The sequence below is a fragment of the Thainema salinarum CENA647 genome (assembly GCF_057732415.1).
On sequence record NZ_JBYJZJ010000022.1, the window covers coordinates 5771638 to 5794443 of the forward strand.

At 50.4% G+C, this 22806-nt stretch carries 22 protein-coding genes; 11 read left to right on the top strand and 11 right to left on the bottom strand.

Features of this window, described 5'->3' with window-relative positions:
- The first annotated feature begins 85 nt into the window (after nt 1-85).
- The 4 genes from mrdA to recJ all read left to right on the top strand — a co-directional run bounded on the left by mrdA (nt 86) and on the right by recJ (nt 6054).
- Nucleotides 86-1876 carry a penicillin-binding protein 2 gene (gene mrdA / locus AC286M_RS32050; RefSeq protein WP_488208266.1) on the top strand — a complete coding sequence of 597 codons (1791 nt, stop codon included), beginning with the start codon at nt 86-88 and terminating at the stop codon, nt 1874-1876.
- Nucleotides 1877-1998: 122 nt separating this feature from the next.
- A complete protein-coding gene (locus tag AC286M_RS32055; RefSeq protein WP_488208267.1) occupies nt 1999-2469 on the top strand; it encodes a CGLD27 family protein in 471 nt (156 codons plus the stop codon).
- An 88-nt stretch (nt 2470-2557) separates the two neighbouring features.
- The gene (locus AC286M_RS32060) at nt 2558-3511 is read left to right on the top strand and encodes an asparaginase (RefSeq protein ID WP_488208268.1); all 954 of its coding nucleotides are present in this window, start codon (nt 2558-2560) and stop codon (nt 3509-3511) included.
- A 140-nt stretch (nt 3512-3651) separates the two neighbouring features.
- Nucleotides 3652-6054 carry a single-stranded-DNA-specific exonuclease RecJ gene (recJ, locus tag AC286M_RS32065; protein ID WP_488208269.1) on the top strand — a complete coding sequence of 801 codons (2403 nt, stop codon included), beginning with the start codon at nt 3652-3654 and terminating at the stop codon, nt 6052-6054.
- A 61-nt stretch (nt 6055-6115) separates the two neighbouring features.
- Here the strand turns inward: recJ and AC286M_RS32070 are convergent, their stop codons facing one another.
- Nucleotides 6116-6313, bottom strand: a complete 198-nt coding sequence (locus AC286M_RS32070) for an RNA-binding S4 domain-containing protein (protein WP_488208270.1) — start codon at nt 6311-6313, stop codon at nt 6116-6118.
- A gap of 112 nt (nt 6314-6425) precedes the next feature.
- Here AC286M_RS32070 and AC286M_RS32075 point away from each other — a divergent pair, with 112 nt between their 5' ends.
- Entirely contained in the window at nt 6426-6758 is a 333-nt protein-coding gene (locus AC286M_RS32075) for a hypothetical protein (RefSeq protein ID WP_488208271.1), read from the top strand.
- Nucleotides 6759-6818: 60 nt separating this feature from the next.
- Here AC286M_RS32075 and nrdR read toward each other — a convergent pair whose 3' ends face one another.
- From nrdR to psbB, 3 genes are all read right to left on the bottom strand, one after another.
- Complete coding sequence (nrdR, locus tag AC286M_RS32080) at nt 6819-7361, bottom strand: transcriptional regulator NrdR (protein WP_488208272.1); 543 nt, start codon at nt 7359-7361, stop codon at nt 6819-6821.
- A gap of 600 nt (nt 7362-7961) precedes the next feature.
- Nucleotides 7962-8060, bottom strand: a complete 99-nt coding sequence (locus AC286M_RS32085; RefSeq protein ID WP_488208273.1) for a photosystem II reaction center protein T — start codon at nt 8058-8060, stop codon at nt 7962-7964.
- A gap of 161 nt (nt 8061-8221) precedes the next feature.
- Nucleotides 8222-9748 (bottom strand): photosystem II chlorophyll-binding protein CP47, encoded by a 1527-nt coding sequence (gene psbB / locus AC286M_RS32090; RefSeq protein ID WP_488208274.1) that lies wholly within the window; start codon nt 9746-9748, stop codon nt 8222-8224.
- A gap of 373 nt (nt 9749-10121) precedes the next feature.
- Here psbB and AC286M_RS32095 point away from each other — a divergent pair, with 373 nt between their 5' ends.
- Entirely contained in the window at nt 10122-10463 is a 342-nt protein-coding gene (locus tag AC286M_RS32095; protein WP_488208275.1) for a 2Fe-2S iron-sulfur cluster-binding protein, read from the top strand.
- A gap of 174 nt (nt 10464-10637) precedes the next feature.
- Nucleotides 10638-10748: a photosystem II reaction center protein PsbM gene (gene psbM / locus AC286M_RS32100; RefSeq protein ID WP_488208276.1), complete on the top strand. Its 111-nt coding sequence runs from the start codon at nt 10638-10640 to the stop codon at nt 10746-10748.
- Between the two features lie 181 nt (nt 10749-10929).
- On the opposite strand, the gene AC286M_RS32105 is transcribed toward psbM, so the two are convergent.
- From AC286M_RS32105 to cobU, 6 genes are all read right to left on the bottom strand, one after another.
- A complete protein-coding gene (locus tag AC286M_RS32105) occupies nt 10930-11874 on the bottom strand; it encodes a DNA-methyltransferase (RefSeq protein ID WP_488208277.1) in 945 nt (314 codons plus the stop codon).
- A 272-nt stretch (nt 11875-12146) separates the two neighbouring features.
- Nucleotides 12147-13001: a universal stress protein gene (locus AC286M_RS32110; protein WP_488208278.1), complete on the bottom strand. Its 855-nt coding sequence runs from the start codon at nt 12999-13001 to the stop codon at nt 12147-12149.
- 505 nt (nt 13002-13506) lie between these two features.
- On the bottom strand, nt 13507-14103 hold the full coding sequence (locus AC286M_RS32115; RefSeq protein WP_488208279.1) for an alpha/beta hydrolase: 597 nt from the start codon (nt 14101-14103) through the stop codon (nt 13507-13509).
- 128 nt (nt 14104-14231) lie between these two features.
- Nucleotides 14232-14882, bottom strand: coding sequence for an ExbD/TolR family protein (locus AC286M_RS32120; protein WP_488208280.1), 651 nt, complete (start codon nt 14880-14882; stop codon nt 14232-14234).
- A 177-nt stretch (nt 14883-15059) separates the two neighbouring features.
- Complete coding sequence (locus tag AC286M_RS32125; RefSeq protein ID WP_488208281.1) at nt 15060-15740, bottom strand: MotA/TolQ/ExbB proton channel family protein; 681 nt, start codon at nt 15738-15740, stop codon at nt 15060-15062.
- 299 nt (nt 15741-16039) lie between these two features.
- On the bottom strand, nt 16040-16639 hold the full coding sequence (gene cobU / locus AC286M_RS32130) for a bifunctional adenosylcobinamide kinase/adenosylcobinamide-phosphate guanylyltransferase (protein WP_488208282.1): 600 nt from the start codon (nt 16637-16639) through the stop codon (nt 16040-16042).
- A gap of 112 nt (nt 16640-16751) precedes the next feature.
- Here cobU and AC286M_RS32135 point away from each other — a divergent pair, with 112 nt between their 5' ends.
- A complete protein-coding gene (locus AC286M_RS32135) occupies nt 16752-17687 on the top strand; it encodes a hypothetical protein (protein ID WP_488208283.1) in 936 nt (311 codons plus the stop codon).
- Nucleotides 17688-17941: 254 nt separating this feature from the next.
- Complete coding sequence (gene pyk, locus AC286M_RS32140) at nt 17942-19726, top strand: pyruvate kinase (RefSeq protein ID WP_488208284.1); 1785 nt, start codon at nt 17942-17944, stop codon at nt 19724-19726.
- A gap of 101 nt (nt 19727-19827) precedes the next feature.
- Here the strand turns inward: pyk and AC286M_RS32145 are convergent, their stop codons facing one another.
- On the bottom strand, nt 19828-20196 hold the full coding sequence (locus AC286M_RS32145) for a VOC family protein (protein WP_488208285.1): 369 nt from the start codon (nt 20194-20196) through the stop codon (nt 19828-19830).
- A gap of 350 nt (nt 20197-20546) precedes the next feature.
- Here AC286M_RS32145 and AC286M_RS32150 point away from each other — a divergent pair, with 350 nt between their 5' ends.
- The gene (locus tag AC286M_RS32150) at nt 20547-21629 is read left to right on the top strand and encodes a class I fructose-bisphosphate aldolase (protein ID WP_488208286.1); all 1083 of its coding nucleotides are present in this window, start codon (nt 20547-20549) and stop codon (nt 21627-21629) included.
- Nucleotides 21630-21919: 290 nt separating this feature from the next.
- Nucleotides 21920-22789 carry a methylated-DNA--[protein]-cysteine S-methyltransferase gene (locus AC286M_RS32155; RefSeq protein WP_488208287.1) on the top strand — a complete coding sequence of 290 codons (870 nt, stop codon included), beginning with the start codon at nt 21920-21922 and terminating at the stop codon, nt 22787-22789.
- The last annotated feature ends 17 nt before the right edge of the window (nt 22790-22806 follow it).

Genomic DNA, 22806 nt, shown 5'->3' on the forward strand with positions numbered 1-22806 from the left:
TGTCTGTAATAGGTCCGTTTCATCATCCACTTTAAGTCCCCGGCTACACAATAACCGGATACTCAGCTAGCTGTACGACAAATCTATGGCTTCTTCCTCCTTTGATGCAAAATCAACCAAGACAGTTGGACGACCTTATCAGTCTGTCATTGTCATGTTGCTGGTGAGTCTAGCTCTATTCCTTGGCATGGGCACCCGTTTGTTCTATCTACAGCTTGTGGAAGGACAGCGAAATCGGGAACTAGCGGAGGAAAATCGCATCCGTTTGATGCCGCGTCGGCCAGAGCGGGGCAAAATTATGGATCGAAATGGCGAGATCCTGGCGGGTAGCCGACTGTCCTATGCGGTGTTCTTGTGGCCAGTTGAGCGAAAAGAGGAAGAATGGCCGATTATTGTGGCACGACTTTCCAAAATTCTAGAAATCCCGGAGGATGAAATTCGGGACAAGCTGGAACAGGCGGGTTATACTTCGCCATCGCTCGTGCCGATTGCCCGAGGAATCAGTCCAGCACAAGCAACTGCGATCGCAGAATTTAGTCGTGAACTGCCTGGTGTCGGAGTTGAAGCGGAAGCAGTGCGCAACTATCCCTATGGCGACACGGCAGCCCACGTCTTAGGCTACACAGGTGAACTCACCGACGAAGAACTGATTAAGCTAGAAGACCAAGGTTATCGGCTAGGAGACGTTGTTGGCCAAATGGGCATCGAGTCTGCCTTCGAGCCACAGTTGCGTGGCGAGTGGGGCGGACGTCAAGTTGAAGTCGATGGTGCGGGTCAGGTGATTCGAATCATTGGTGAAAAGCCCTCTCAATCCGGCAACGATGTACAGCTGACCATCGATCTCAAACTACAGCGAGCGGCTGAAAAGGCTCTAGGCAACCGCATCGGGGCTATCGTCGCAATGGATCCTAATACGGGCGGTATCTTGGCAATGGTGAGCCGTCCCACATTTGATCCCAATCTGTTCTCGACCTACATCACAGATGAGCAGTGGGCACAGCTCCAAAGTGCCGAATTTCCTTTTGTTAATCGTGCACTACAGGCATACCCACCTGCCAGTACCTACAAAATCATCACCACGACAGCAGCCATTGAATCAGGCAGCTTTTCTCCATCTACAGTGTTGCCCACCTATCCCTACATTACCGCTGGCGGCATTCAATTCTGGGACTGGAATAATGCTGGATTTGGCCCGCTTGGATTTCCTGGGGCAATGGCATGGAGTAGTGATACCTTCTTTTACCAGGTTGCCCGCCGTATGGGAGAACAGCCGCTCATTCAGTGGACGCGCCGTTACGGCTTTGGCTCCAAAACTGGAGTTGAACTTGCGAGTGAAGAATCGGCTGGACTGGTACCCGATGAAGCGTGGAAGCATGAGAATATCGGTGAAGGTTGGTACTTGGGCGACACCATTAACATGTCCATTGGCCAAGGCTATTTACAATCAACGCCGCTGCAGGTTGCCGTGATGTTCGCAGTAGCAGCCAATGGTGGCTACAAAGTAACGCCCCACTTTATGAAAACGGATGAAGTGGCGGACGATTGGCGCGAATCCCTCAACATGAGTCCAGAAACGATCCGTATTCTGGAGCAGGGATTACGCCGCGTTGTCACGGGCGGTACGGGTACCGTGCTCAACTCATCAACGTTGCCACCCGTCTCTGGTAAAAGCGGTACAGCAGAAGCGCCACCGAATGAAAGCCATACCTGGTTTGGGGGCTACGGGCCAACGGATGATCCTGAAATTGTTGTTGTAGCCTTTGGTGAACATTCTGGAGGTGGGGGCGGCTCCGTTGCAGGACCAATGGTGAAGCAAGTTTTAGAAGCTTACTTTAACGGTACGGACGGTACAGATTCGAGTGAGACTCAAGAATAACCATCCTACTGTTCGCTTCTCTCGCTACACTAAAACAACAGTGGCTTGCTTTAAGATCAAACTGCTTTGTGGGATGAGTCGCCTTGTCTAATATTATGAAGTCGCCTATCTCTGTTTGCCCGGTGCCATTCGAGCAGCAGCCCGTCAATGAATATCAAGGTTTGAAAGAGTCTTGGTTTTATGGATGGGCTACTCGGAATGTGAGCGGCTACATTAAGCCTATTGTCATTCTGTGGTTCATCGGCTGTATTATCACGGCTCCCATTGCAACCGTTAGTTTTCCATGGGAAAAACTACCGATTCACTTCAGCCTCAGTACATTGACCGGAGCCTCATTTTTGCCGAGCCTGGCGCTGGTGCAGCTCTATTTGGGCTGGCGCTATGTCCGCAGCCGCTTGTTTCAGGATGTTATTCCCTATGAAGAGTCAGGCTGGTACGATGGGCAAACCTGGGTCAAACCGAAAGAAGTTTTAACCCGCGATCGCTTAATTGTCAGTTACGAAATTGAGCCCATTTTTCAGCGTTTGCGCCGCACATTCGGGGGAGTCGCTGCCTTTTGGTTAGCGAGTATTGCAATTTGGAGCTGCATTTAAGCCGGAACGGGGGCACTAGGCTTACAATTGCCAACGATTTTAGAACAAGTTATTGCAGATCAAATCGCAGTATGTCAGAGTCTTAGCCATGACAAGGGGAAAACGGACGCAGACCCACGATCTGCAAGTGCAACTATTACGAGAAGGCATTGTTGAATCAGTTCATCATGTCGAAGCGGTTGTCTGTGACGACCGAGGCCGAGTGCTATCGGTGGCGGGTAATCCAGAAACGGGCACGTTTATTCGCTCAGCGCTGAAGCCATTTCAAGCATTGGCCGTCGCGTCTACCGGAGCGCTAGAGCGGTTTCAGCTCTCCGATCGTGATTTAGCGATTATGTGTAGCTCCCACCGAGGACATATTGAGCAGGCGCGACAGGCGTTTCATGTCCTGTGGCGAGCTAATGTCGATGCATCGGAACTACAGTGCCCCATTCCGCCAGATAAGCGAAGCCCCCTCCAGCACAACTGCTCTGGTAAACACGCGGGCATGCTAGCGGTCTGTCAAATGCAGGGCTGGCCCCTGAATTCCTATTTGGATCGCAACCATCCGGTGCAGCAGCTTATTCTGTCGCGGATTTCAGATTTGCTGAAGATGCCAGCGGATGAGTTTATCTGTGCTCATGATGACTGTGGTGCGCCAACGTATTTCATGCAGCTAGGCCAAATGGCGACGCTATATGCCCAGTTGTCTTCTGGTAGCAGCCTGGAAATGGAGCGGATTATTCGGGCCATGACCCATCATCCGGAGATGATTTCAGGCGAAGGAGAGTTTGACACGGAACTCATGCGCAAGAGTGAAGGAGAGCTGGTTAGTAAAGCAGGTGCAGAAGGAATTCAGTGCATTGGCAAAGTAGGTCAAGGGTTAGGACTTGCAATCAAGGTGCTAGACGGTTCCAAGCGAGCCAAACATGCAGTAGCGCTGCACCTGCTGCGTCAAATGGGCTGGATCTCTCCCGAAGCATCTGAGGCGCTGGCTGAGCAGTATATGGTATTGAGTAACTTCAAACGATTGGATGTAATGGGCGACACGGTCATGCTTTAGACATACGGCTGTGAGCAACCTAGAGTTGAGTAATTTAGAGTAAAACGATTGAGCTTGCGTATCTACGCAGGCTCAATCGCTATTTATGAGTTTGGGGCAAGATAGAAGTTGAACCCTTCAAGGCGCGGTAGCGATCGCATATGAGTTCATCGTTTCAGTGGCAAGTTTATTCCGTCCCCGATTATCCAGACGACTGGATTGATACCGTTCAGCAGATTCATCCAGATGCGGGGCGCTACACTGCTCAGCTACTATGGCAGCGAGGAATCCGCGATCGCACTCACCTGAGCGGTTTTCTCGATCCGGCTCAATATCAACCCACCAGCCCGTGGGAATTTGGCGATGAAATGCGCTGGGCGGTTCAGCGACTAATACAAGCACTTGAAAATCAGGAGCGAGCCGCGATTTGGGGCGATTTTGATGCTGATGGCGTCACGGCAACTTCAGTTCTATGGGATGGACTGGGTGAGTTTTTCCCACAGCATCAGCGGCTAATTTATTACATTCCCAATCGCTTTACCGAATCTCACGGTTTATCCCGCTTGGGGATTGAGCAACTGGCCCAGCAAAACTGCCATGTGATTGTCACCTGCGACACGGGTAGCACCAATCAGGCGGAAATTGAATATGCGATCGCACTGGGCATGGATGTGATTGTCACCGACCACCATACGCTGCCGGAGCAGCGTCCACCTGTGACGGCGATTCTCAATCCCCGCACGTTTCCGCCGCTGCATCCGTTAGCAACGCTATCTGGCGTTGCCGTTGCCTACAAGCTGGTTGAAGCGCTTTACTTAGAAGCTCCTGAAATTCCCCAGCGTCCATTGAGCGACTTATTGGATCTAGTGGCGATTGGTTTGATTGCCGATTTGGTGGAGCTACGAGGCGACTGCCGCTATTTGGCGCAGTTGGGCATTGAGCAGCTCCAGCGCAACCTCACTGGCCAAGTGGCCCACCGACCCGGTGTAGCGAGGCTCCTAGAACTCTGCAGGCGCAATGGGGATCGCCCGACTGACATTTCGTTTGGCCTAGGGCCACGAATTAACGCTGTCAGCCGCGTGCATGGCGATGCCCGGTTCTGTGTTGAGTTACTGACCAGTCAAGACTCACCGCGCTGTCGGCAACTGGCAGAAGAGACTGAGTTGGCCAACGCACGCCGCAAAGAACTGCAGCGTACTGTTATGCGCCAGGTAGAGCAGCAGCTGGCTCAGATTGATTTGTCTACGACTGAAGTTGTTGTACTGGTGGGAGAACAGTGGCCGGTTGGCATTCTCGGCTTAGCGGCAGGGCAAGTCGCTCAGACAACGGGGAAGCCAGCGATTTTGCTGAATCAAGAGGCCCTGGCACCGGATAACTTGGTGGAAGAATCTGCACTGTCAACACCTCGTATGGCCTGGGGTTCAGCTCGATCGGTCAACGGCATCGATCTATACGAACTGGTGAAGGGGCAAGAGCATTTACTGACTCGCTTTGGCGGCCATCCCTTCGCCGCAGGTCTGTCGCTACCCGTCAACAATGTCCCCCTGTTTGCCGACAGCATTAACCAACAGCTGCGTCATCATCCTGAGCAGTTTAAGGTGAGGACTGTACCCGTGCTGCAAGCGGATTTACAGGTCACGGTTGCGGAACTTGGTAAAGATCTGTTTCGCGAGTTAAAGCTGCTGGAACCCTATGGCATGGGCAATCCGGTTCCTCGACTCCTGATCACAAACTGCTGGTTTGCAGGAGAAGGAAACACCAAGATCAAAGACCTGCGGGGGCAAAAACTAGAGTATCTCAAAACCAGATTCACCCTTTATGACGATTCCAGTACTGTGGGTTTTCCGGGTATTTGGTGGGATCACTATCAAGATGATTTGCCCCCAGGCCGCTGTGATGCGATCGCAGAACTCGACTTCAATGCCTACAGCAAGAAATACGAAATTCGCCTGATCGATGTTCAACCCAGCCGTACCAGCCACACACCGACTTCATCCTTAGAATTTAATTGGATCGTCGATCAGCGAAATGGCAGACAAACGATCGAGCAGACCGTGCCCTTAACCAGTTCCCCACTATCTCATTCTGCTGATCCATCAATTGTGATCACCGACTGTCCCAGCAGTTGGGACGACCTGATGCCTTGGGTTCAAAAGGCTGCCAAATCTCAGCAAACGCTGGCGATGGCCTATGCGCCACCCAACTTGATCCCACCGAATCAGATCTGGCAACAGCTCGTCGGTATTGTCAAATATTTAAGTCGCACTCAGCAGCCCATTTTGCGATCGCAACTGAAACAGCGGTTTCAAATCTGCGATCGCACTCTGCAGCTTGGCTTAGATACCTTAGCTGTAGCTGGCTTTCAAGTGAGTGAACAGGACGATCAGATCCAAATTGAACAGACACCCTCCACTGCTGAAATTTGGGCGACTCAGCAATTTGAGGATACCTTACAGATATTTTTAGCTGCGATCGCAGAAGATCAGTTTCAACAGCGCTACTTTGCAGAAGTGCCCCTACCGACAATTCAATCAACCGCGCAGCAAATTGCCCTCACACGGTAACCCCCCACTCGGTAACTAATGTGGCAGACAAGCTTTGAGCAGATTCGATATAAAATCTGCATCACCCTTCAAATTCATACATTTGTGAACCGACTGTCACCTGGTCTCCTGGTAGCAGCTTACGCCCTCTACGAGTTTCAACTTCGCCATTCACCTGCACATCTCCGCTTTGGATCATCATCTTGGCGATTCCACCCGTCGGAGCAATACCTATTAACTTGAGAAACTGATCGAGTTTAATCGTTACGTCTGTTGTCATCGTTTTAACTCTCATCTTCAAGAGTCTTAGAAAGTCTTTATCTCACAATGCCTGAAGCAAGGCTACGATCAATCTAGGCAAGGGAATTATCCACGTTCAATGAGGCATCTCCATGAAGCCAACCGACTCTGGATTGCTACGAGAACTTCAATCCAAACTTGCATCTCTCAAGCAATTCAAAGCATCGCTTGATCCATCGCTCCAATCTGTTCTAGATGAGTACGAATGGAGCATTATTCCTGGGGAAGGTCAGGGAGGAGTTCCTTTACTTTCAATTCGACTAGCAACCCGCATTCATTTAGATGATCCGTTCCTCGAACGCCTAGCAGAGCAAGCAGAACGATACTTCGGCCCAGTTGATTTTTCACTATTTTCAGGAGAAACGCCTGATCCACTGCGGGTACTCAGCCGCACCATTCTAGATGCCCGCTGGCGCTGGCGTTAGAGTCGATCACGGCAGCGTGGATAACTGGATAACTGATAGCGAGTAACAAGTATCAATCGTTTACCGTCCTGATTTGGAGGCCAACTCCGGTTCCGGGGGAGTTTCCGTAGAGGCTGGTGTTGCACTTTGTGATCGCGGAGTTTTGACCGCAGTGGGATCCCGCAGATCTTCAAGTACCTCAATAAAGTCACGAATACCCTGAAACTGCCGATAAACCGAAGCAAAGCGGACATAGGCAACTTCGTTAATCGACTGCAAATGTTGGAGAACAAGCTGACCGATCTCTTCGCTCCGCACTTCCCGATCGGCTCTCTGCTGCAACTCAGCTTCGATGTCATCCACTATTCGTTCTATAACCGCGACTTCAACGCCCGTTTTTTCACACGCACGGGCAATTCCTTTGTGGAGCTTCGAACGATCAAACGATTCTCGTTCTTCGTTGCGCTTAATGACTGTAACTGGAACAAATTCAATGCGCTCATAGGTTGTAAACCGACGATTGCACTGTAAACACTCGCGTCGCCGTCGGACACTTTGGCCAGATTCAGCAGAACGCGACTCTAAGACGCGATTATCGGGATGCTGACAAAAAGGGCAACGCATGGCTAGTATCCTCTAAGTGAACCTGCCTTGCTCAACAACTGCAAAATAGAGGCGGGTCGAACAAAAACAGAACAAAAAATTAGTTACCTAAGTCATTACTCAACGCTTTGATCAAGCTCAGACAACGCTTGATTCGGTTAAATCCTGTATTCACTAGTAAAAATCAACTTTATCCTTCACCAACTTTATCCCTTACAAAAAGGTTGCAATGCAAACCTTTTATAAGGCTAGATAAGGACTTAAGCACCGGATTTTGTATCAGCCAGCGTTGAGACTTACAAATGCTGAAGTGGAAAAAGCCAACCCAAACTCAAAAGCGTTTAAGTAACTTTGAACTAACTTTGAACTCGTTAAACCAATTCATCTTAGAAATCCGGATTTTTCTATTGAAAAATGGCTTTCAAGATGAAGTGAGTTTAGTCTGTATCACTTTGCATTATACGGTTTAACCCAAGTAATGCCTAGCACCGATGGATGTCTTAAGCATTACTTGGGTTAACCAAGATATTTTTTTGTCGTGAAGTTGAGCTGTTTGTCTCTCGCCAAGTCTTATTAAGTAAATGCTAAAGCGATAAGACAGTCGCCAACTTGGCGCGACACCTAGTCTTTGTTGATCCGGGGAGGTTCCCGAAATGCGATCGCAAAGAAAAGAGTGCCAATGATGCAGGTGAAAATGAAAATATATGCAACGCTTTCCATAGCAAGCTTTTCCTCAGAGCTTTCTCTTATTTCCAGTGTATCGGTTCTAAGAACCAATCCGGGTGATTTCGTTCAGAATTACCGGGAAAAAGTAATCCAGCGATGCATCTCATAGATGAAGTGCGATCGCTGGATGTCTAACTCATGCCAATCTGATTCGCTTAAGCTTCCTTGCGGGTTGTCTTGTCACCCACTTTCTGGAAGAAGCCCCACTCCACTTGCTCTTCAGACAGCTCAGGGTCAACCCCAGCAAACACGTCTCGGTACAAGGTCCGAGAACCGTGCCAGATGTGACCAAAGAAGAAGATGAGAGCAAACACAGCATGGCCGTAAGTAAACCAGCCACGCGGACTCGTCCGGAATACACCGTCTGAATCCAACGTTTCGCGGTCAAATTCGAACGGCTCGCCCAGCTGAGATTTCCGCGCAAAGCGCTTCACAACCGCCGGATCGGTGAAGGTTTGACCATCTAGATCACCACCGTAGAAGCTGACCGTGACGCCAGTCTGCTCAAAGCTATACTTCGATTCAGCCCGACGGAACGGAATGTCAGCGCGAACGATACCATCTTTGTCCGTGAGAACAACGGGGAAGTTCTCAAAGAAGTTAGGAATCCGACGGACGAAAAGCTCGCGCCCTTCGCTGTCCTTGAAGACGGGATGGCCTAACCAGCTACGAGCAATGCCATCACCATTGACCATCGCGCCTGTCCGGAACAAACCGCCTTTAGCAGGGTTGTTGCCAACGTAATCGTAGAAAGCTAGCTTTTCAGGAACGGTTTCCCAGGCCTCTTCTAGAGAAGCTCCGCTTGCTAACTCGGTTTGAACTCGGCGATCAATTTCCTGCTTAAAGTAGCCACTATCCCACTGATAGCGGGTAGGGCCAAACAGCTCGATGGGCGTGGTTGCACTGCCGTACCACATGGTGCCAGCCACTACGAATGCAGCAAAGAAAACCGCAGCAATACTGCTGGATAGAACGGTTTCAATGTTACCCATACGCAGCGCTTTGTAGAGTCGCTGAGGCGGACGAACGCTGAGGTGGAATAGACCAGCAATTACCCCAACAACACCTGCTGCAATATGGTGGGCTGCAACGCCACCTGGATTAAATGGGTTGAACCCAGCAGGCCCCCATTCGGGTGCAACGGGTTGAATACTACCCGTTAAGCCGTAGGGGTCAGATACCCACATGCCTGGCCCCCAGAGACCAGTCAGGTGGAATGCGCCAAAACCGAAGCAAAGTAGTCCTGACAAGAACAAATGAATGCCAAACATTTTAGGCAAGTCTAGGGCTGGTTCGCCTGTCCGTGCATCACGGAACAGATCCAAATCCCAATAGACCCAGTGCCAGCAAGCTGCTAGGAACAGCAAGCCAGACAGAACGATGTGGGCAGCAGCAACGCCCTCGAAGGACCAAAATCCAGGATCTACTGCGCTTCCACCCGTGATGCTCCAGCCGCCCCAGGATTCCGTTACACCCAAGCGGGCCATAAAGGGCAGTACGAACATGCCCTGACGCCACATTGGGTTCAAAACGGGATCACTAGGGTCGAAAATAGCTAATTCATAAAGGGCCATGGAGCCAGCCCAGCCTGCGACCAGTGCAGTATGCATCAGGTGAACCGCAATCAGTCGACCTGGATCATTCAAGACGACTGTATGTACTCGGTACCAAGGTAGTCCCATTGACTACGCTCCTCCTCTATACGGATTTCAACGATTCTTTCAGCCTTTTATTAAGGTGCTAATACTGGAATTAAGACTACCAGATCAGAACCGCCTAAGTACTGCCAAATACTACATTTAGCTGAGGTTCTTACCCAGAGAGGGAAGTAGCCTTGTGCCTAGATAGTTAAATGGACGTTTGGCAATACTTTTGTAAAAATGAAAGTGTATAAAGAAGTGTAACCAGTGCCAACCCCCTATTGCAAGCGGGTTTTGAATGCTGTTACCGTCACTTTGTTCACACTGAACGGTGTTGGACAGACGCAGGAATTCAGACTAGACGAAGATTGTAGACGCAGAAGCAGTCATGAAACTGCTAGGAGGGCACAGCCGTATGGCAAATATTAAGTTTATTGAAGAAGAGAAAGAAGTGATTGCTGCCGACGGAGCAAATTTGCGGCTCAAGGCTCTGGAAAATGAGGTGGATATTTACACCTTGTTTGGCAAGATGATGAACTGCGGTGGTTATGGGCAGTGTGGTACCTGCGCGGTGGAAATTGTAGAGGGCATGGAAAATCTATCGCCCAAAACTGAGGCAGAGGAGCGAAAGCTACGCAAAAAGCCCGATAGCTATCGTCTTGCCTGCCAAACCATCGTAAATGGGCCAGTGACGGTTCGAACGAAACCTCAGACGCGCTCAAACAAGTCGGAGAAGGTAGAGGAGGCGAAGGCTTAATTACCCACGGATTTTCAGGGGCTAGAACAAGCAGACATGCTCTTGGGTAAGCCCCTGATGATGACCGCAAATTTATGTAGATGGGATCATGTCAGAACAGTTGAGCTGAGATGATATTCTGGACAGTAGTTATTTTGCTCGACCTGCTTAGCGTTTTAATAGAGGCTCGATCCCATGGAAGTTAATAATCTAGGATTTGTGGCTAGCATTTTGTTTGTGCTAGTACCAACGGTTTTTCTGTTGATTCTGTACATTCAGACTGCCAGTAGCCAAGCAAACAAGTAAGTGGTTGACTCTGGGTAGAGGTGTAGCAACGCTATGCCTCTCCAGAAGACAGGCAAGGTGTCTAGAACACGATCCAATCTGATTGAGAGTAATTCTTTGACAGCGAGAGAGCATTCAGTTGAATGCTCTCTCGCTTTTTAGTTGCTTAACTAATTTTGCTCGAACAAAGAAAGCTATTTGGCTAGCACTGTTGTGCGCCCAGGCTGTTGCGTTCCCAGAAAATGCGATCGCAGTATCCCTGAATCCGCACGTCCGTCTCGGCTAAGGCTAAACGCTTTTCGGCCAGACAGGCATAATATTCGTCCATTTCAATCCCGACAAACTGCCGCCCCAGCTTTTTAGCCACCACTGAAGTCGTACCCGATCCTAAAAACGGGTCAAACACAACGCTATCAGCAGGACAGCTTGCCAGGATCACCTTAGCGAGCAGCTTTTCAGGTTTTTGGGTAGGATGTTCAGTGTTTTCCGGCATCGACCAGAACGGCACGGTTAAATCCGTCCAAAGGTTAGAGGCCGCCGTCAGGCGAAAGTTACCCCGACGAGTGGGTTGCCAATCTTTTGGGGTGCCTTGGGAATCTCGGTAGGGAGCGCGAACCTGGCGCTTGAGGCGCACAGCCTGAGCATCGAAATAATAGTCGTCGGCAACCGTACAGAACCAAATATCTTCGGCACAATTTTTCCAATTGCTCTTAGCGGCTCGTCCCTTTTCCCGCTCCCAAGTGATGCGATTACGGATTTTAAACAACTGTTCAACCACGGCATAAACCGCAGCAGAGGAGTGCCAGTCGCAGCAAAAATAGACTGAAGCCGTCGGTTTCAAAACGCGGGTTAGCGGTTTTAACCAGGTGAAGATCCAGTCGGCATAATCCTGATTGGACTGCTGCTGGACTTTGAACTGGCGAAACTGCTTGTTGAGGTTGTAGGGCGGATCGAGAAACAGCAGGTCTACGAAGCTGCTAGGCAAATAATCAAGCACTTCAAACAGATCTTGGCAGACTGTGCGATTCAAAATGGTCTCAACAGTAGCGGGTTGGGACAATTTGAGCAGGTTTGATTGAAAGTGCGATCGCTCTTCGTCAGATAGTCGCAGTGTACGATTGCGGGGAGCGGGAATGTCCTGAGCCATGATTTAAGGGGCTGACAGGGAATTATGTTGAGACCTAGGCCAAAATCCTTTGAATCAATAAAGTTTAATCGAGCTTTATAAATAGGTTGGCATAAGTAAACGCATCTAAGAACCGGGGAAACCCCGGCGGGGCTTCCCCGGTTCTTTAGATTATGCATCTTGCTCACATCTTACATCTGGCAAACCTAAAAGCTGGGCCAGGGATTTCGCTGCCGCGATGCGACGACAAAATCACCCGCCTGAGATTGGTGCAAGATGTAAACAAGAATCGCCTACACCGTGGGCTGGCGTACTAGCATGACTGGACAATTGGCGTAGACGCGAATGAAATCTGAGAGAGACCGTCCCAGCAGGCGATCCAAATCGGGTAAGCTCTTGGCAATTGAAGGACGCCGTTCGGGTGAACCGAGCATCAGCAAGTCTACGCTCTTTTCTTCAGCGAGTTGGCAAATGCGGCGTCCCGGTTCTCCGGCTGGTGCTTCACACTTGTACTTGATGCCGTACTTCTTCGCCTCAGCAACGGCATTTTTCAGTACCGGATCGTCTTCGGGATGGCCTGCAAACAGCTCTTGGGGATTGCTCTTTAAATCTGGTGTGGTGTGAACAAAGATTAGTTCACTGCCGCTAACATCGCGGGCAAATGCGATCGCTAAATCGAGGCACTGTTTCGCCATATCGGATTTGTCGAGCGCGACTAAGATTTTCCTAATCTTTTTCACGTAGATATCGTCTTTAACCAGCAGCATTGGGCGGGCCGCTAACTGGAAGACATACTGGCTGACTGAATTCTCTAGGATGGACTGGAGGCGCTTGAGCCCTCGTGAACCCATCACAATTAGATCCGTGTCAATTTCTTCGGCAACCTGACAGACTACATCTTTGGGTTCACCCTCACGCAAAATCGCGTTGGTTTTACCTGGATCAAGCTGGAGACGCTGCACGGCGGCGGCAAGCAGCTTACCGCCCTCTTCCCATTTCTCCGTCATCGTATCGGAAGAGACTTGGGGTGGGACAACGTGTAAGACGGTCACTGAGGCATTTTTGATGGACGGGATATCCATCAGCGCTTGGAGCATTTCTTCGGAATGACCCGTGCCGGAATCGGCTAGTAAAATCTTTTCAATCATTGCTATTACAACAGATCAATTGCTCAGCATCATTCGGTTGACTAAATTCATGTCGGGAGCCAATGTTTCCTAGCAGAAAAATCTGCCGCTGGAACAATTCTGTTTCCCAACACAAACGGAGATTTATAAGGAGGACGGAGTTTTTAGTGAAGCAATCTTTTGCGATCGCATCTTCCAGCTAGAACAGCGGAAAATACTCCACCTCTCACAATATCGAATGATTGCGGCGGCTGTTCTTAACTGAAGAGAACTGAAATATAACAAAGTTCATATTGTGTCTCATTTATGACATTAGTCTATGAGGTGAGGTGGTGTAGTGGGATGGTAATTGCCTCAAACGGCCATATTTCGACCCAAGGGTAGTTCTGTCTCTTTTTAGTGGAATTGAAACTCATCGTTATCTTGATCGTTATCTTTTGTGTAACATCGGCACTGTAAATCGTTCACAAAAAAGAAGGGGACGCATTGCGCCCCCGTTAACTCACCTGCATTCGGCCTCAAATCATTAGCTCCCAGCACCCAGGATATCTAGCACATCCTGGAGGACCCCGAGAGCTGGCTGAACACGCTCAATCACAGCTAAAGCCTCGCTGTAAACCTGTTCTAAATTACTGAGATTGACGACGATATTGTCTTCGGGATACTCCTCAATAATCTCAACTAGCGAAACCACTTGATCGTCTGCATAAGCAGCCAAGATGGCTGACTGAATAGGTTCAGTATTATCCTGCCCAGTGGCGTCATCTAGCAGTTTGTCAAGCTGTTCTAGCACCGCAGAGCCAATGATTGTGCTACCAATTTCTTTTTCAACTTTGCCTTCTAGGGCAACGCTCTGATTAAGGACTAAGCGAGCCTTGTCAGCAATCTCAGGATATTGACGAGAGGCCAAGCGGATAAGCGGTGAGGTGATTTCACCCGTTTCAGCAAAGACGCGCAGCTCTGGTGTTGAAACCCCAAATTCCAGCTCATTGTATCTGAACGTTACGGTTTCAGCCGCGATCGCAGATCCCGACCAGAACAGACCTATCCCCATGCCCAACGCCCAAGCTTGACCTAGACGTGGAGCGCGACGTTTAACCAGCGAATTGAGTAGCTTGTTCATAAGGAGATGTGAATGAGATCAGCAGGAAAAAACCAACAGCCCACGAAGCTACACGACGATACAGCCGCATTAAAGTTCCACGGTAAAAATCCCACTGAGTTAATTGTCAGCATTAATTGCCAGCGTCATTAATTATCAGCGTCATCTGATGGCAAACTGCTGGGATTGGAGGGAGTCAGCAAACCAGAGCCGTCATTGTCCAAAGAACCAGAACCACCCGGCGCTAGCGGGTTAAGCGGGTCGCTACCGAGCGGATCGGACAAACCCGGTGACCCGTCACCGGAACCCGGAGTACCAAATGGATCAGCCGGCAGCAGCAGGTCGTCTTGGGAGGGATTATCCAGTCCTGGATCGTTGGGATTGAGTGGAGTGGCTGTGTCTGGTAGCGTAGCCAGCGCCACCCGATCGCCACCGACCGAGCGGAGCAGATCTAAGACCTCCACAACCTCTGCATAGCGAGCATTCCGTGAGGCGTAGAGAACAAGCAGTCCTTCTGGAACTGCCTGCTCATACTGGCCTAGCACATCGGTCAGTTGCTGAAAGGTGACTGGTTGCTGCTCGACGTAAATTTGACCAATGGAATCGATACTGACCAGCAGCATATCCTGCATCTGCGGCGCACCTGTACTGGCCTGGGGCAGATCAACATTAATGGCCTGCTGTCGGGTCAAGCTCACTGCCGCCAGGATAAAGAACGTCAAGATGCAGAAGATCACATCAATCAGCGGCACGATCTCGATCCGGACTTCTTCGGTTTGGGAGTCAAAGTTGACGTTCATAAAAGTTGATCCGTTTGCGTGATTTTACCTGGGGGTTCAAATTGCAGACTGTTGACTGTCGGTTGGAATGGGATGTGGATGGGGTTGCGAATTAGGGTTGCAGATGGGGGTTGCGATCGCAATCCGCCCTCCTATCCCTGCTCTTAAAATATTCTTCAACATTCTTCAGCATTCGGCTTATAAAGCCGGACTTTCCTGGTGATCGGTGGGTAGCTCTTTCATCGGCATACCGCCAGTATTTGCCCAGTCTTGCCGATACAGCAGTTCCAGTTCACTACCTGCGCGATTGAAGGTTTTAGCTTGATTAAAGGCAAACGATTGAAAAATGCGATAAAACACGAGCGCAATAATTGCCACAACGAGTCCAGCCGCCGTACTGATCAGCGATTCACCAATCCCCAGGGTGACACCGGAAGTCGCATCTGTGCCAAGTTCACCCAAACGGATGGAACCAAGTGAATTAATCAAGCCGAGTACGGTACCAAGTAATCCCAACAGCGGTGCCAGAGCAATCGTTGCCTCCAACAGCTTTTCCCCGCGTCGCATGGCGGCAATCTCTTCGTTTGCAGCCGTTTCGAGCGCCAGCCGAAACACTTCAGGCTCCGGATTGACGAGATGTAACGCCCTGTAAAGGACTCGACCCATTGGTAAGGCACGGGCCTGACGAGACACATCGGTGGCCGCCAGCCAACTGTCACGAGCCGCATTGAGCACTCGATCGGCAACTTCCCGCTCTTTGTTGAGAATTTTTGACCAGAACCAAATGCGCTCAATGATGGTGCCGACGGCCAAAATCGACAGAATCAGCAGCGGCCACATGGCGAATCCGCCACGGCTAAATATTTCGAAAATGTTCACGTTCTATCTTCCCTCCGTATCGTCCTCACACCATCACAAATTGGTTGGGGCTACGCATTTAAGACTTTTGCATAGGACGGACGCAAAATCTACAGTCACGAGACCCAGATCTGCACCGTGGCATCTTTTACTAAAATCTTGATTCTGATGGCATCCTTTATCGGGATCTTAATAGAAGTTGCCAGGATCGTTGTCGTTTAGTTTGAGGCTTTTGGTACTGAGTTGAAATCTATTCGGCATGATGCCTCTGCACGACGCCGAATCAAGCCAACTAAATCAAACCAACTCAATCAAGCCAACTAATCGGACAAGCCAGAATCAATGGGTTGACCGAGCTGTGCTAAATCTAAGGCATAACCGCCTGTCACCAAGTAAACGGCATCTGCGATCGCACCCAGTTGTCGCGTCAGCATCCCCATGCGATCGCGGAATAAGCGGCCCAAGGGATACGCTGGCACAACGCTCCAGCCCGTCTCTTCCGCCACAAAAATTAGGTGGTGACGCGACTGCTGACGAATTTGCTGCACCGTATGTAACAAATCCTGTTGAGTTTGATGCCATTCGGCATCGGCTTGTTCCAAACAGTTGGCCAACCAGGTGCCGAGCGAGTCAATCAGCAAACAGCGTGGCGAAGACGGCGAAGATACGAACGTTTGGGTTTGCAGGGTTTTAACCAAATCTATCGGGGCTTCTACCGTTTGCCAAGTTTGCGATCGCCGCTGGCGATGCGCCTCAATCCGCTGTTGCCATTCGGGATCGGTAGGATCAGTCTGGGCGGTCGCAATGTAAATAACGGGCAAATGGGTCTGAGTCGCCAATCGCTCGGCCCATTCACTTTTACCGGAGCGAGCTGGGCCAGTTACTAAAATGGTGGATGAAATGGTCGATGGCTCGGTCATTACGAATAATTTTTCATGTACTAAGCGTCGTTTTGGAAAAACTGTGATTTAATTTGGGCAACTCCTTTCCCACTGGCAAATCCCTACTGACGAACGCAAGGAAGAACAGGTCATGATGAAGCAGGATCTCCAGCGCATAGAAGCCACGTTGCGGCGTCTAAACACGGCTGCCACATCGACTGTTTCGCATGTCTCGCAAACTGCGGCGTCAGTGACTTCATCTGGCCAGTCCTCATCCCGCAGCCGATCAGCCCAGGGAGTGTCATTTGCGATCGCAAAATCAGCCCGTTCATCCCAAGCAGGAACCAAATCAAACGCCACTTCAGCCCAGACTGTTCCAGCCCAAACGGCAACGATTCAATCTCCCCCCCAACCCAGCAAAAAGGTGATGGGCACGCCACCTCCTACCGTACAGCCTTTTCCCGCCCAGCACAGCGCGGCTCAACCCTTGTCGCTACCCAAGTTTAAGTTGCCGAGCTTCAGCAATCATCGCCACAGCTTTAACACAGAATTACCACTCAGCCTAGCCCGAGAAATCAGTTTAACCGTTGAACGCTGGCAAGCGGAATTACGGCAGGTCATTGTGCAAATTCAGGATTTGTATGCTGAAGGCCCCATTGTCAACGGTTGGCTCGAACAAGAAAAGGAATCATCTTCAGCCCAGGTTGATATTGACACCGCCATTTTGCGCAATGCAGAAGGAGAAGAGCTTCTCCAATACGTTGAAAAAATTTGTGAATCTACAGCAGCTAGCGAATCGGCTGATGCCAGCAATGAACCAACCGAAACACTGCCAGCATCCGCTAGCTATCCATCTTTTAATGCCGACAGCCGCTATCAGCTTTGTGGTCTAGACGCTGATGGCCGCTTATGGTGTCGCCCTTGCCCCTCAGAGCAACTGCCGACTGTAAGCATGGCAATTGCCCGCTATCGCAAACTGCGGGTGTTGCTCAATCGCAAAGAACAGCTCGAAGTTCATTTGCGCCATGCCGCTGAGGCCTTAGTAGAGGTACAGTCCTATCTCCAGCGCATGGTACAGCCGGTTTAAGCCAACGCTCAACCCCGTCTGGCGGTTCTGGCAACTTCTGGACGTCTTTTGGCGAAACCACAAACAGCAAACAGCTAGGGGGAATTCGGTCTGCCTGCTTTCGAACGGCTTCCATTGGGCGTCGGCAGGAACCGATCAGGTTCAGCCAAATAACTGGCACTCTAACTATTCACCAACGTGGTAGTATCCGAGTTGCCTATCCGCTCTAGGATAAAGATTCTAGTACGGTTCTGTTTTAAACTGCTGCCTCTCCTATGCAACTGCGACAAGCTCTACGGCGAACCAAAATTGTAGCCACAATCGGCCCTGCAACTAGCCATGCCGATGTATTACGGGATTTGATTGAAGCCGGAGCCACGACGTTACGGCTTAACTTTTCTCACGGAACCCATGAGGATCACCAGCGCAGCATTCGGCTGATTCGTCAGGTATCCTTTGAACTGAATCAGCCTGTAGGCATTCTTCAGGACTTGCAGGGGCCCAAAATTCGCTTAGGCAAATTTGAACAGGGTTCAATCACCCTAGAGCGAGGTGATCCGTTCATCTTGACCAGTGAGCCAGTGGTTGGGACAAAGCAAATTAGCTCTGTCACCTATGATTTACTGGCTGATGAAGTGCCAGCGGGATCAACGATTTTGCTAGACGATGGCCGGGTTGAAATGCGGGTTGAGCGGGTCGATCAAGAAAACAGAGAACTTCACTGTCGCGTAGTGGTTGGCGGCGTGCTGTCCAACAGTAAAGGCGTAAACTTCCCAGGCGTTTACCTTTCAATTAAAGCGCTGACTGATAAAGATCGACGCGATCTCGTTTTTGGGTTGGATCAAGGCGTCGATTGGGTGGCGCTGAGTTTTGTCCGCAACCCCCAGGACGTACTAGAAATAAAAGAGCTGATTTCCAACGCGGGTAAGCAGACCCCTGTCGTGGTCAAAATCGAGAAACACGAAGCCATCGAGCAGATGGAGGCTATTCTCTCGATTAGCGATGGCGTGATGGTGGCGCGGGGTGACCTGGGTGTTGAACTCCCAGCAGAAGATGTACCCGTACTGCAAAAGCGGTTAATCATTACGGCCAATCGCTTAGGCATTCCTGTCATTACCGCTACCCAAATGCTTGACAGCATGGTGCATAGTCCCCGTCCGACGCGGGCCGAAATTTCAGATGTGGCGAATGCCATTCTTGATGGCACGGATGCTGTGATGCTATCCAACGAGACGGCAGTTGGAAGTCATCCGGTAGAAGCGGTGGCCACAATGGCTCGAATTGCCCGCCGGATCGAGAAAGAGCAGATTGTCTGCAACGTCGAAAGCACACCAGGGCGTTCTGTACCTAATGCAATCAGCCACGCGGTTGCGCGAATCGCGACCCAGCTAGATGCGTCAGCAATTATGACGCTAACTAAAACAGGGGCAACAGCTCGTAACGTTTCGAAGTTCCGACCCGAGAAACCCATCCTGGCCGTGACGCCCCATGTAGACGTGGCCCGACAGCTTCAGCTCGTTTGGGGTGTAAAGCCGCTGCTAGTACTGGATTTGCCTTCAACTGGGCAAACGTTCAAGGCGGCACTGAATGTCGCACAGGAGAAACACTTACTGGATGAAGGCGATCTGGTGGTCATGACCGCAGGTACGCTCCAGGGTGTAGCGGGTTCTACTGACCTGATTAAAGTAGAAGTCGTAACGGCTGTGCTGGGTCGCGGTGTTGGCATTGGTCAAGGCACGGTCAGCGGTCGAGCGAGAGTCTCCGCTACGGCAATGGATATCAGCCGCTTCAACCCCGGAGAAATCTTGGTTGTACCGTCTACGAGTTCTGACTATGTGGAAGCCATTCGTAAGGCAGGCGGCATTGTCACGGAAGAAGACAGCCTGACCAGTCATGCGGCTGTGATTGGCCTGAGGCTGGGAATTCCGGTCATTGTTGGTGTGAAAGATGCCACCCATGTGATTCGGGATGGGGCGATTTTGACCCTGGATATGCAGCGGGGGCTGGTTTACTCTGGGGCCATGAGTTCCGGTGCAGTTGATGTGGCGCTACCTGTATAGTGTTCCAAGATTGTCGTAGAACGAAACGCTAGGTAGGGGCGGATTTTGTTGACCAGTTTGGATCTGTGATGATCGCTGATCGGCTAGACCCGCCCCTACAGTTATGACTGATGGAGAATCAGCCGATTGCCATCGGGATCGGTGACGTAGATTTCTCGACCGTGGGATGCGGTAATAATGGGCTGCGTGGGTGGATAGCCCATATGAGTTAAATGCGCGATCGCACTTTCCAAGCTTTCCACTTCCACACATAGGCTCATGCCACCGCTGGAGGGGGCGCTAAATTTGGCAGCGTGATCGGCTCTAGGCTGAAAGATCGCTAGCCGCAGCCCAGGGAGATGAAACTCAGCGTAGGACTGGGGAATGTGGGGCTGGGGTGGCTGTTCGAAAAGCTGCTGATAAAACGCCACAAGTGGCTCAAACTTTACAGTTGCTAAGGTTAGAAATACGTCACGGCAGTGTAAAACCATAGAATTTCTTTAGGAATATCTGTCAATAAATAGACCTTTCAATCCGGCAAGGTGAGATAGCCTTGGGGGAGAAAAGAGCATTTTATAGTCGTCATCATTTGGGTTGAGACAGTTACACAATCCGACGTTCAAACCTTCGACCGTTTTCAGAGTTTCCCGATGTCTTAACCGATACGGCTACTGCTATAAGTAGGTTGGCATAAATAAACGCATATAAAAACCGGGGGGAGACGCCCCGGAGCGGCGAGCCCTCAGTTTTTAAGTTGTGCATTTGTTTGTGTACAGCTACTTATCACACCCAGACTGAACGTCAATTCTCTTTTCTCATTGTTGAATTTAGGATTACTGCCGTGGTTGCAACACTTTCTTCGCCACAGTCGATTGAGTCACTCCTGGGCGATGAGGCCGAAAATCTGCTGATGTACCAGGCAAAGGTCTCGAAGGACTTACTGCATTTGCCAAGCCCCGACTGGGTCGATCGTATTTTTAGCCACAGCGATCGCAATCCACAGGTGCTGCGTAGTTTACAGCAGCTTTATGGCACTGGACGGTTGGCCAATACAGGATATATGTCAATTCTGCCCGTTGACCAGGGAATTGAACATTCAGCCGCCGCATCGTTTGCGCCCAACCCGATTTACTTTGATCCCGAAAATATTCTCAAACTGGCGATTGAAGGTGGCTGCAATGCCGTCGCGACCACGCTCGGCGTGTTGGGCAGCGTTTCTCGCAAGTACGCCCACAAGATTCCGTTCATCGTCAAATTGAACCACAGCGAGCTGCTGACCTACCCCAACGAATATGACCAAATCATGTTCTCGTCGGTAGAGCAGGCTTGGAATTTGGGTGCTGTGGCCGTGGGTGCGACCGTGTACTTCGGCTCACCGGAATCAAACCGCCAGATTATTGAGGTGCGAGAAGCCTTTGCTCGTGCTCATGAACTGGGTATGGCCACGATTCTCTGGTGCTACATCCGCAATAACGTCTTTAAACAGGATAAGGATTATCATCTTGCCGCCGATCTGACCGGACAGGCGAATCACATCGGCGCAACGATTGAGGCCGATATCATCAAGCAAAAGCTGCCCAATGTGAATAACGGCTATGGTGCAGTGGCACAGGCTACGGGCAAGAGCTACGGCAAGACGAGTGACTTAGTCTACGACGAACTCTCTAGCGATCACCCGATTGACCTGACCCGCTATCAGGTGCTGAACTGCTACGCCGGACGGGCGGGATTGATTAATTCCGGTGGCGCATCGGGCAAGGACGACTTTGCCGAGGCGATTCGCACTGCGGTAGTCAATAAGCGGGCTGGTGGCTGCGGTTTGATCTCGGGCCGCAAGACGTTCCAGCGACCAATGGAAGAAGGCGTCAAGCTGTTCCACATGATTCAGGACGTGTATTTATCGCCTGAAATTACGATCGCATAGATGATTTACAAGACGCGAATGTGTCGCCGTATTCACGGCGACACATTCGTTTTTTGGGACTTTACCGCAAGAAATGGGTGGTTGATTAGCACCGCAGTCGATACAGTGGTTGATACTGATTTTGGATTTTGGATTGGCGATTTTAGATTGGTGATTTTAGTGTGTATGTGCAGTCGGCTTTGCCGTGTCGTAGAGGATCAAACGCATACAAACTACCGAGCGAAATCCAATTTATAGCCTCCAAAAGCGAAACGGTATCGTACACAATCACGTTTGAATGAGCTGTCCTCATGAAATCTCAATCAGACATCACGGTTCCGAACAGTGATACCTATGAGCGGATGGCACGTGCGATCGCATTTATGCGGCAGCACCATCTCGATCAGCCGGACTTGAAAACCGTTGCCCAACAGATTCACCTCAGTGAGTACCATTTTCAGCGGCTGTTTACCCAGTGGGCCGGGATCAGTCCGAAGCGGTTTTCGCAGTATCTGACGGTTGAATATGCCAAGTCGAAAATTGCAGAAACGAAGAGCATGCTGGAACTAACGGCAGACGCAGGTTTATCCAGTCCGGGGCGACTGCATGATCTGTTCGTGAACTTGGAAGCCATGTCACCCGGTGAATTCAAAGCCAATGGCGCAGGCTTACAGATTCGCTATGGGATTCACGGCACCCCCTTTGGTCACTGTCTGATTGCAACCACTCCACGAGGCATCTGCAATCTACACTTTCTCGATCAGCCGGACGTAAGGTTAGCCGAGCAACATTTACAAGCTGAATGGGCCAATGCGGAGATTGTGCAGGATCAACAAATCAGTGGAGAACTATGCGATCGCATCTTTTCCGTAATTCAATATAATTCACCTGTAGTACTCCACGTTAAAGGCACTAACTTTCAAATTCAGGTTTGGCGGGCGCTACTCAATGTTCCCTTTGCAGGCATGACCACCTATCAGGATTTAGCGGCATCAATTGGGCGACCCACAGCAGCGAGAGCGATTGGTAACGCGATTGGCCGCAATCCGATTGGCTACTTGATCCCCTGTCACCGGGTGATTCGGGCTTCAGGTGAACTGGGTGGTTATCGCTGGGGACTAGAGCGGAAGACGACGATGTTGAGTTGGGAAGCAGTGCAAGGAGTGAGGGGTGAGGAGTAAAGGCTGTAAAGGGCTGT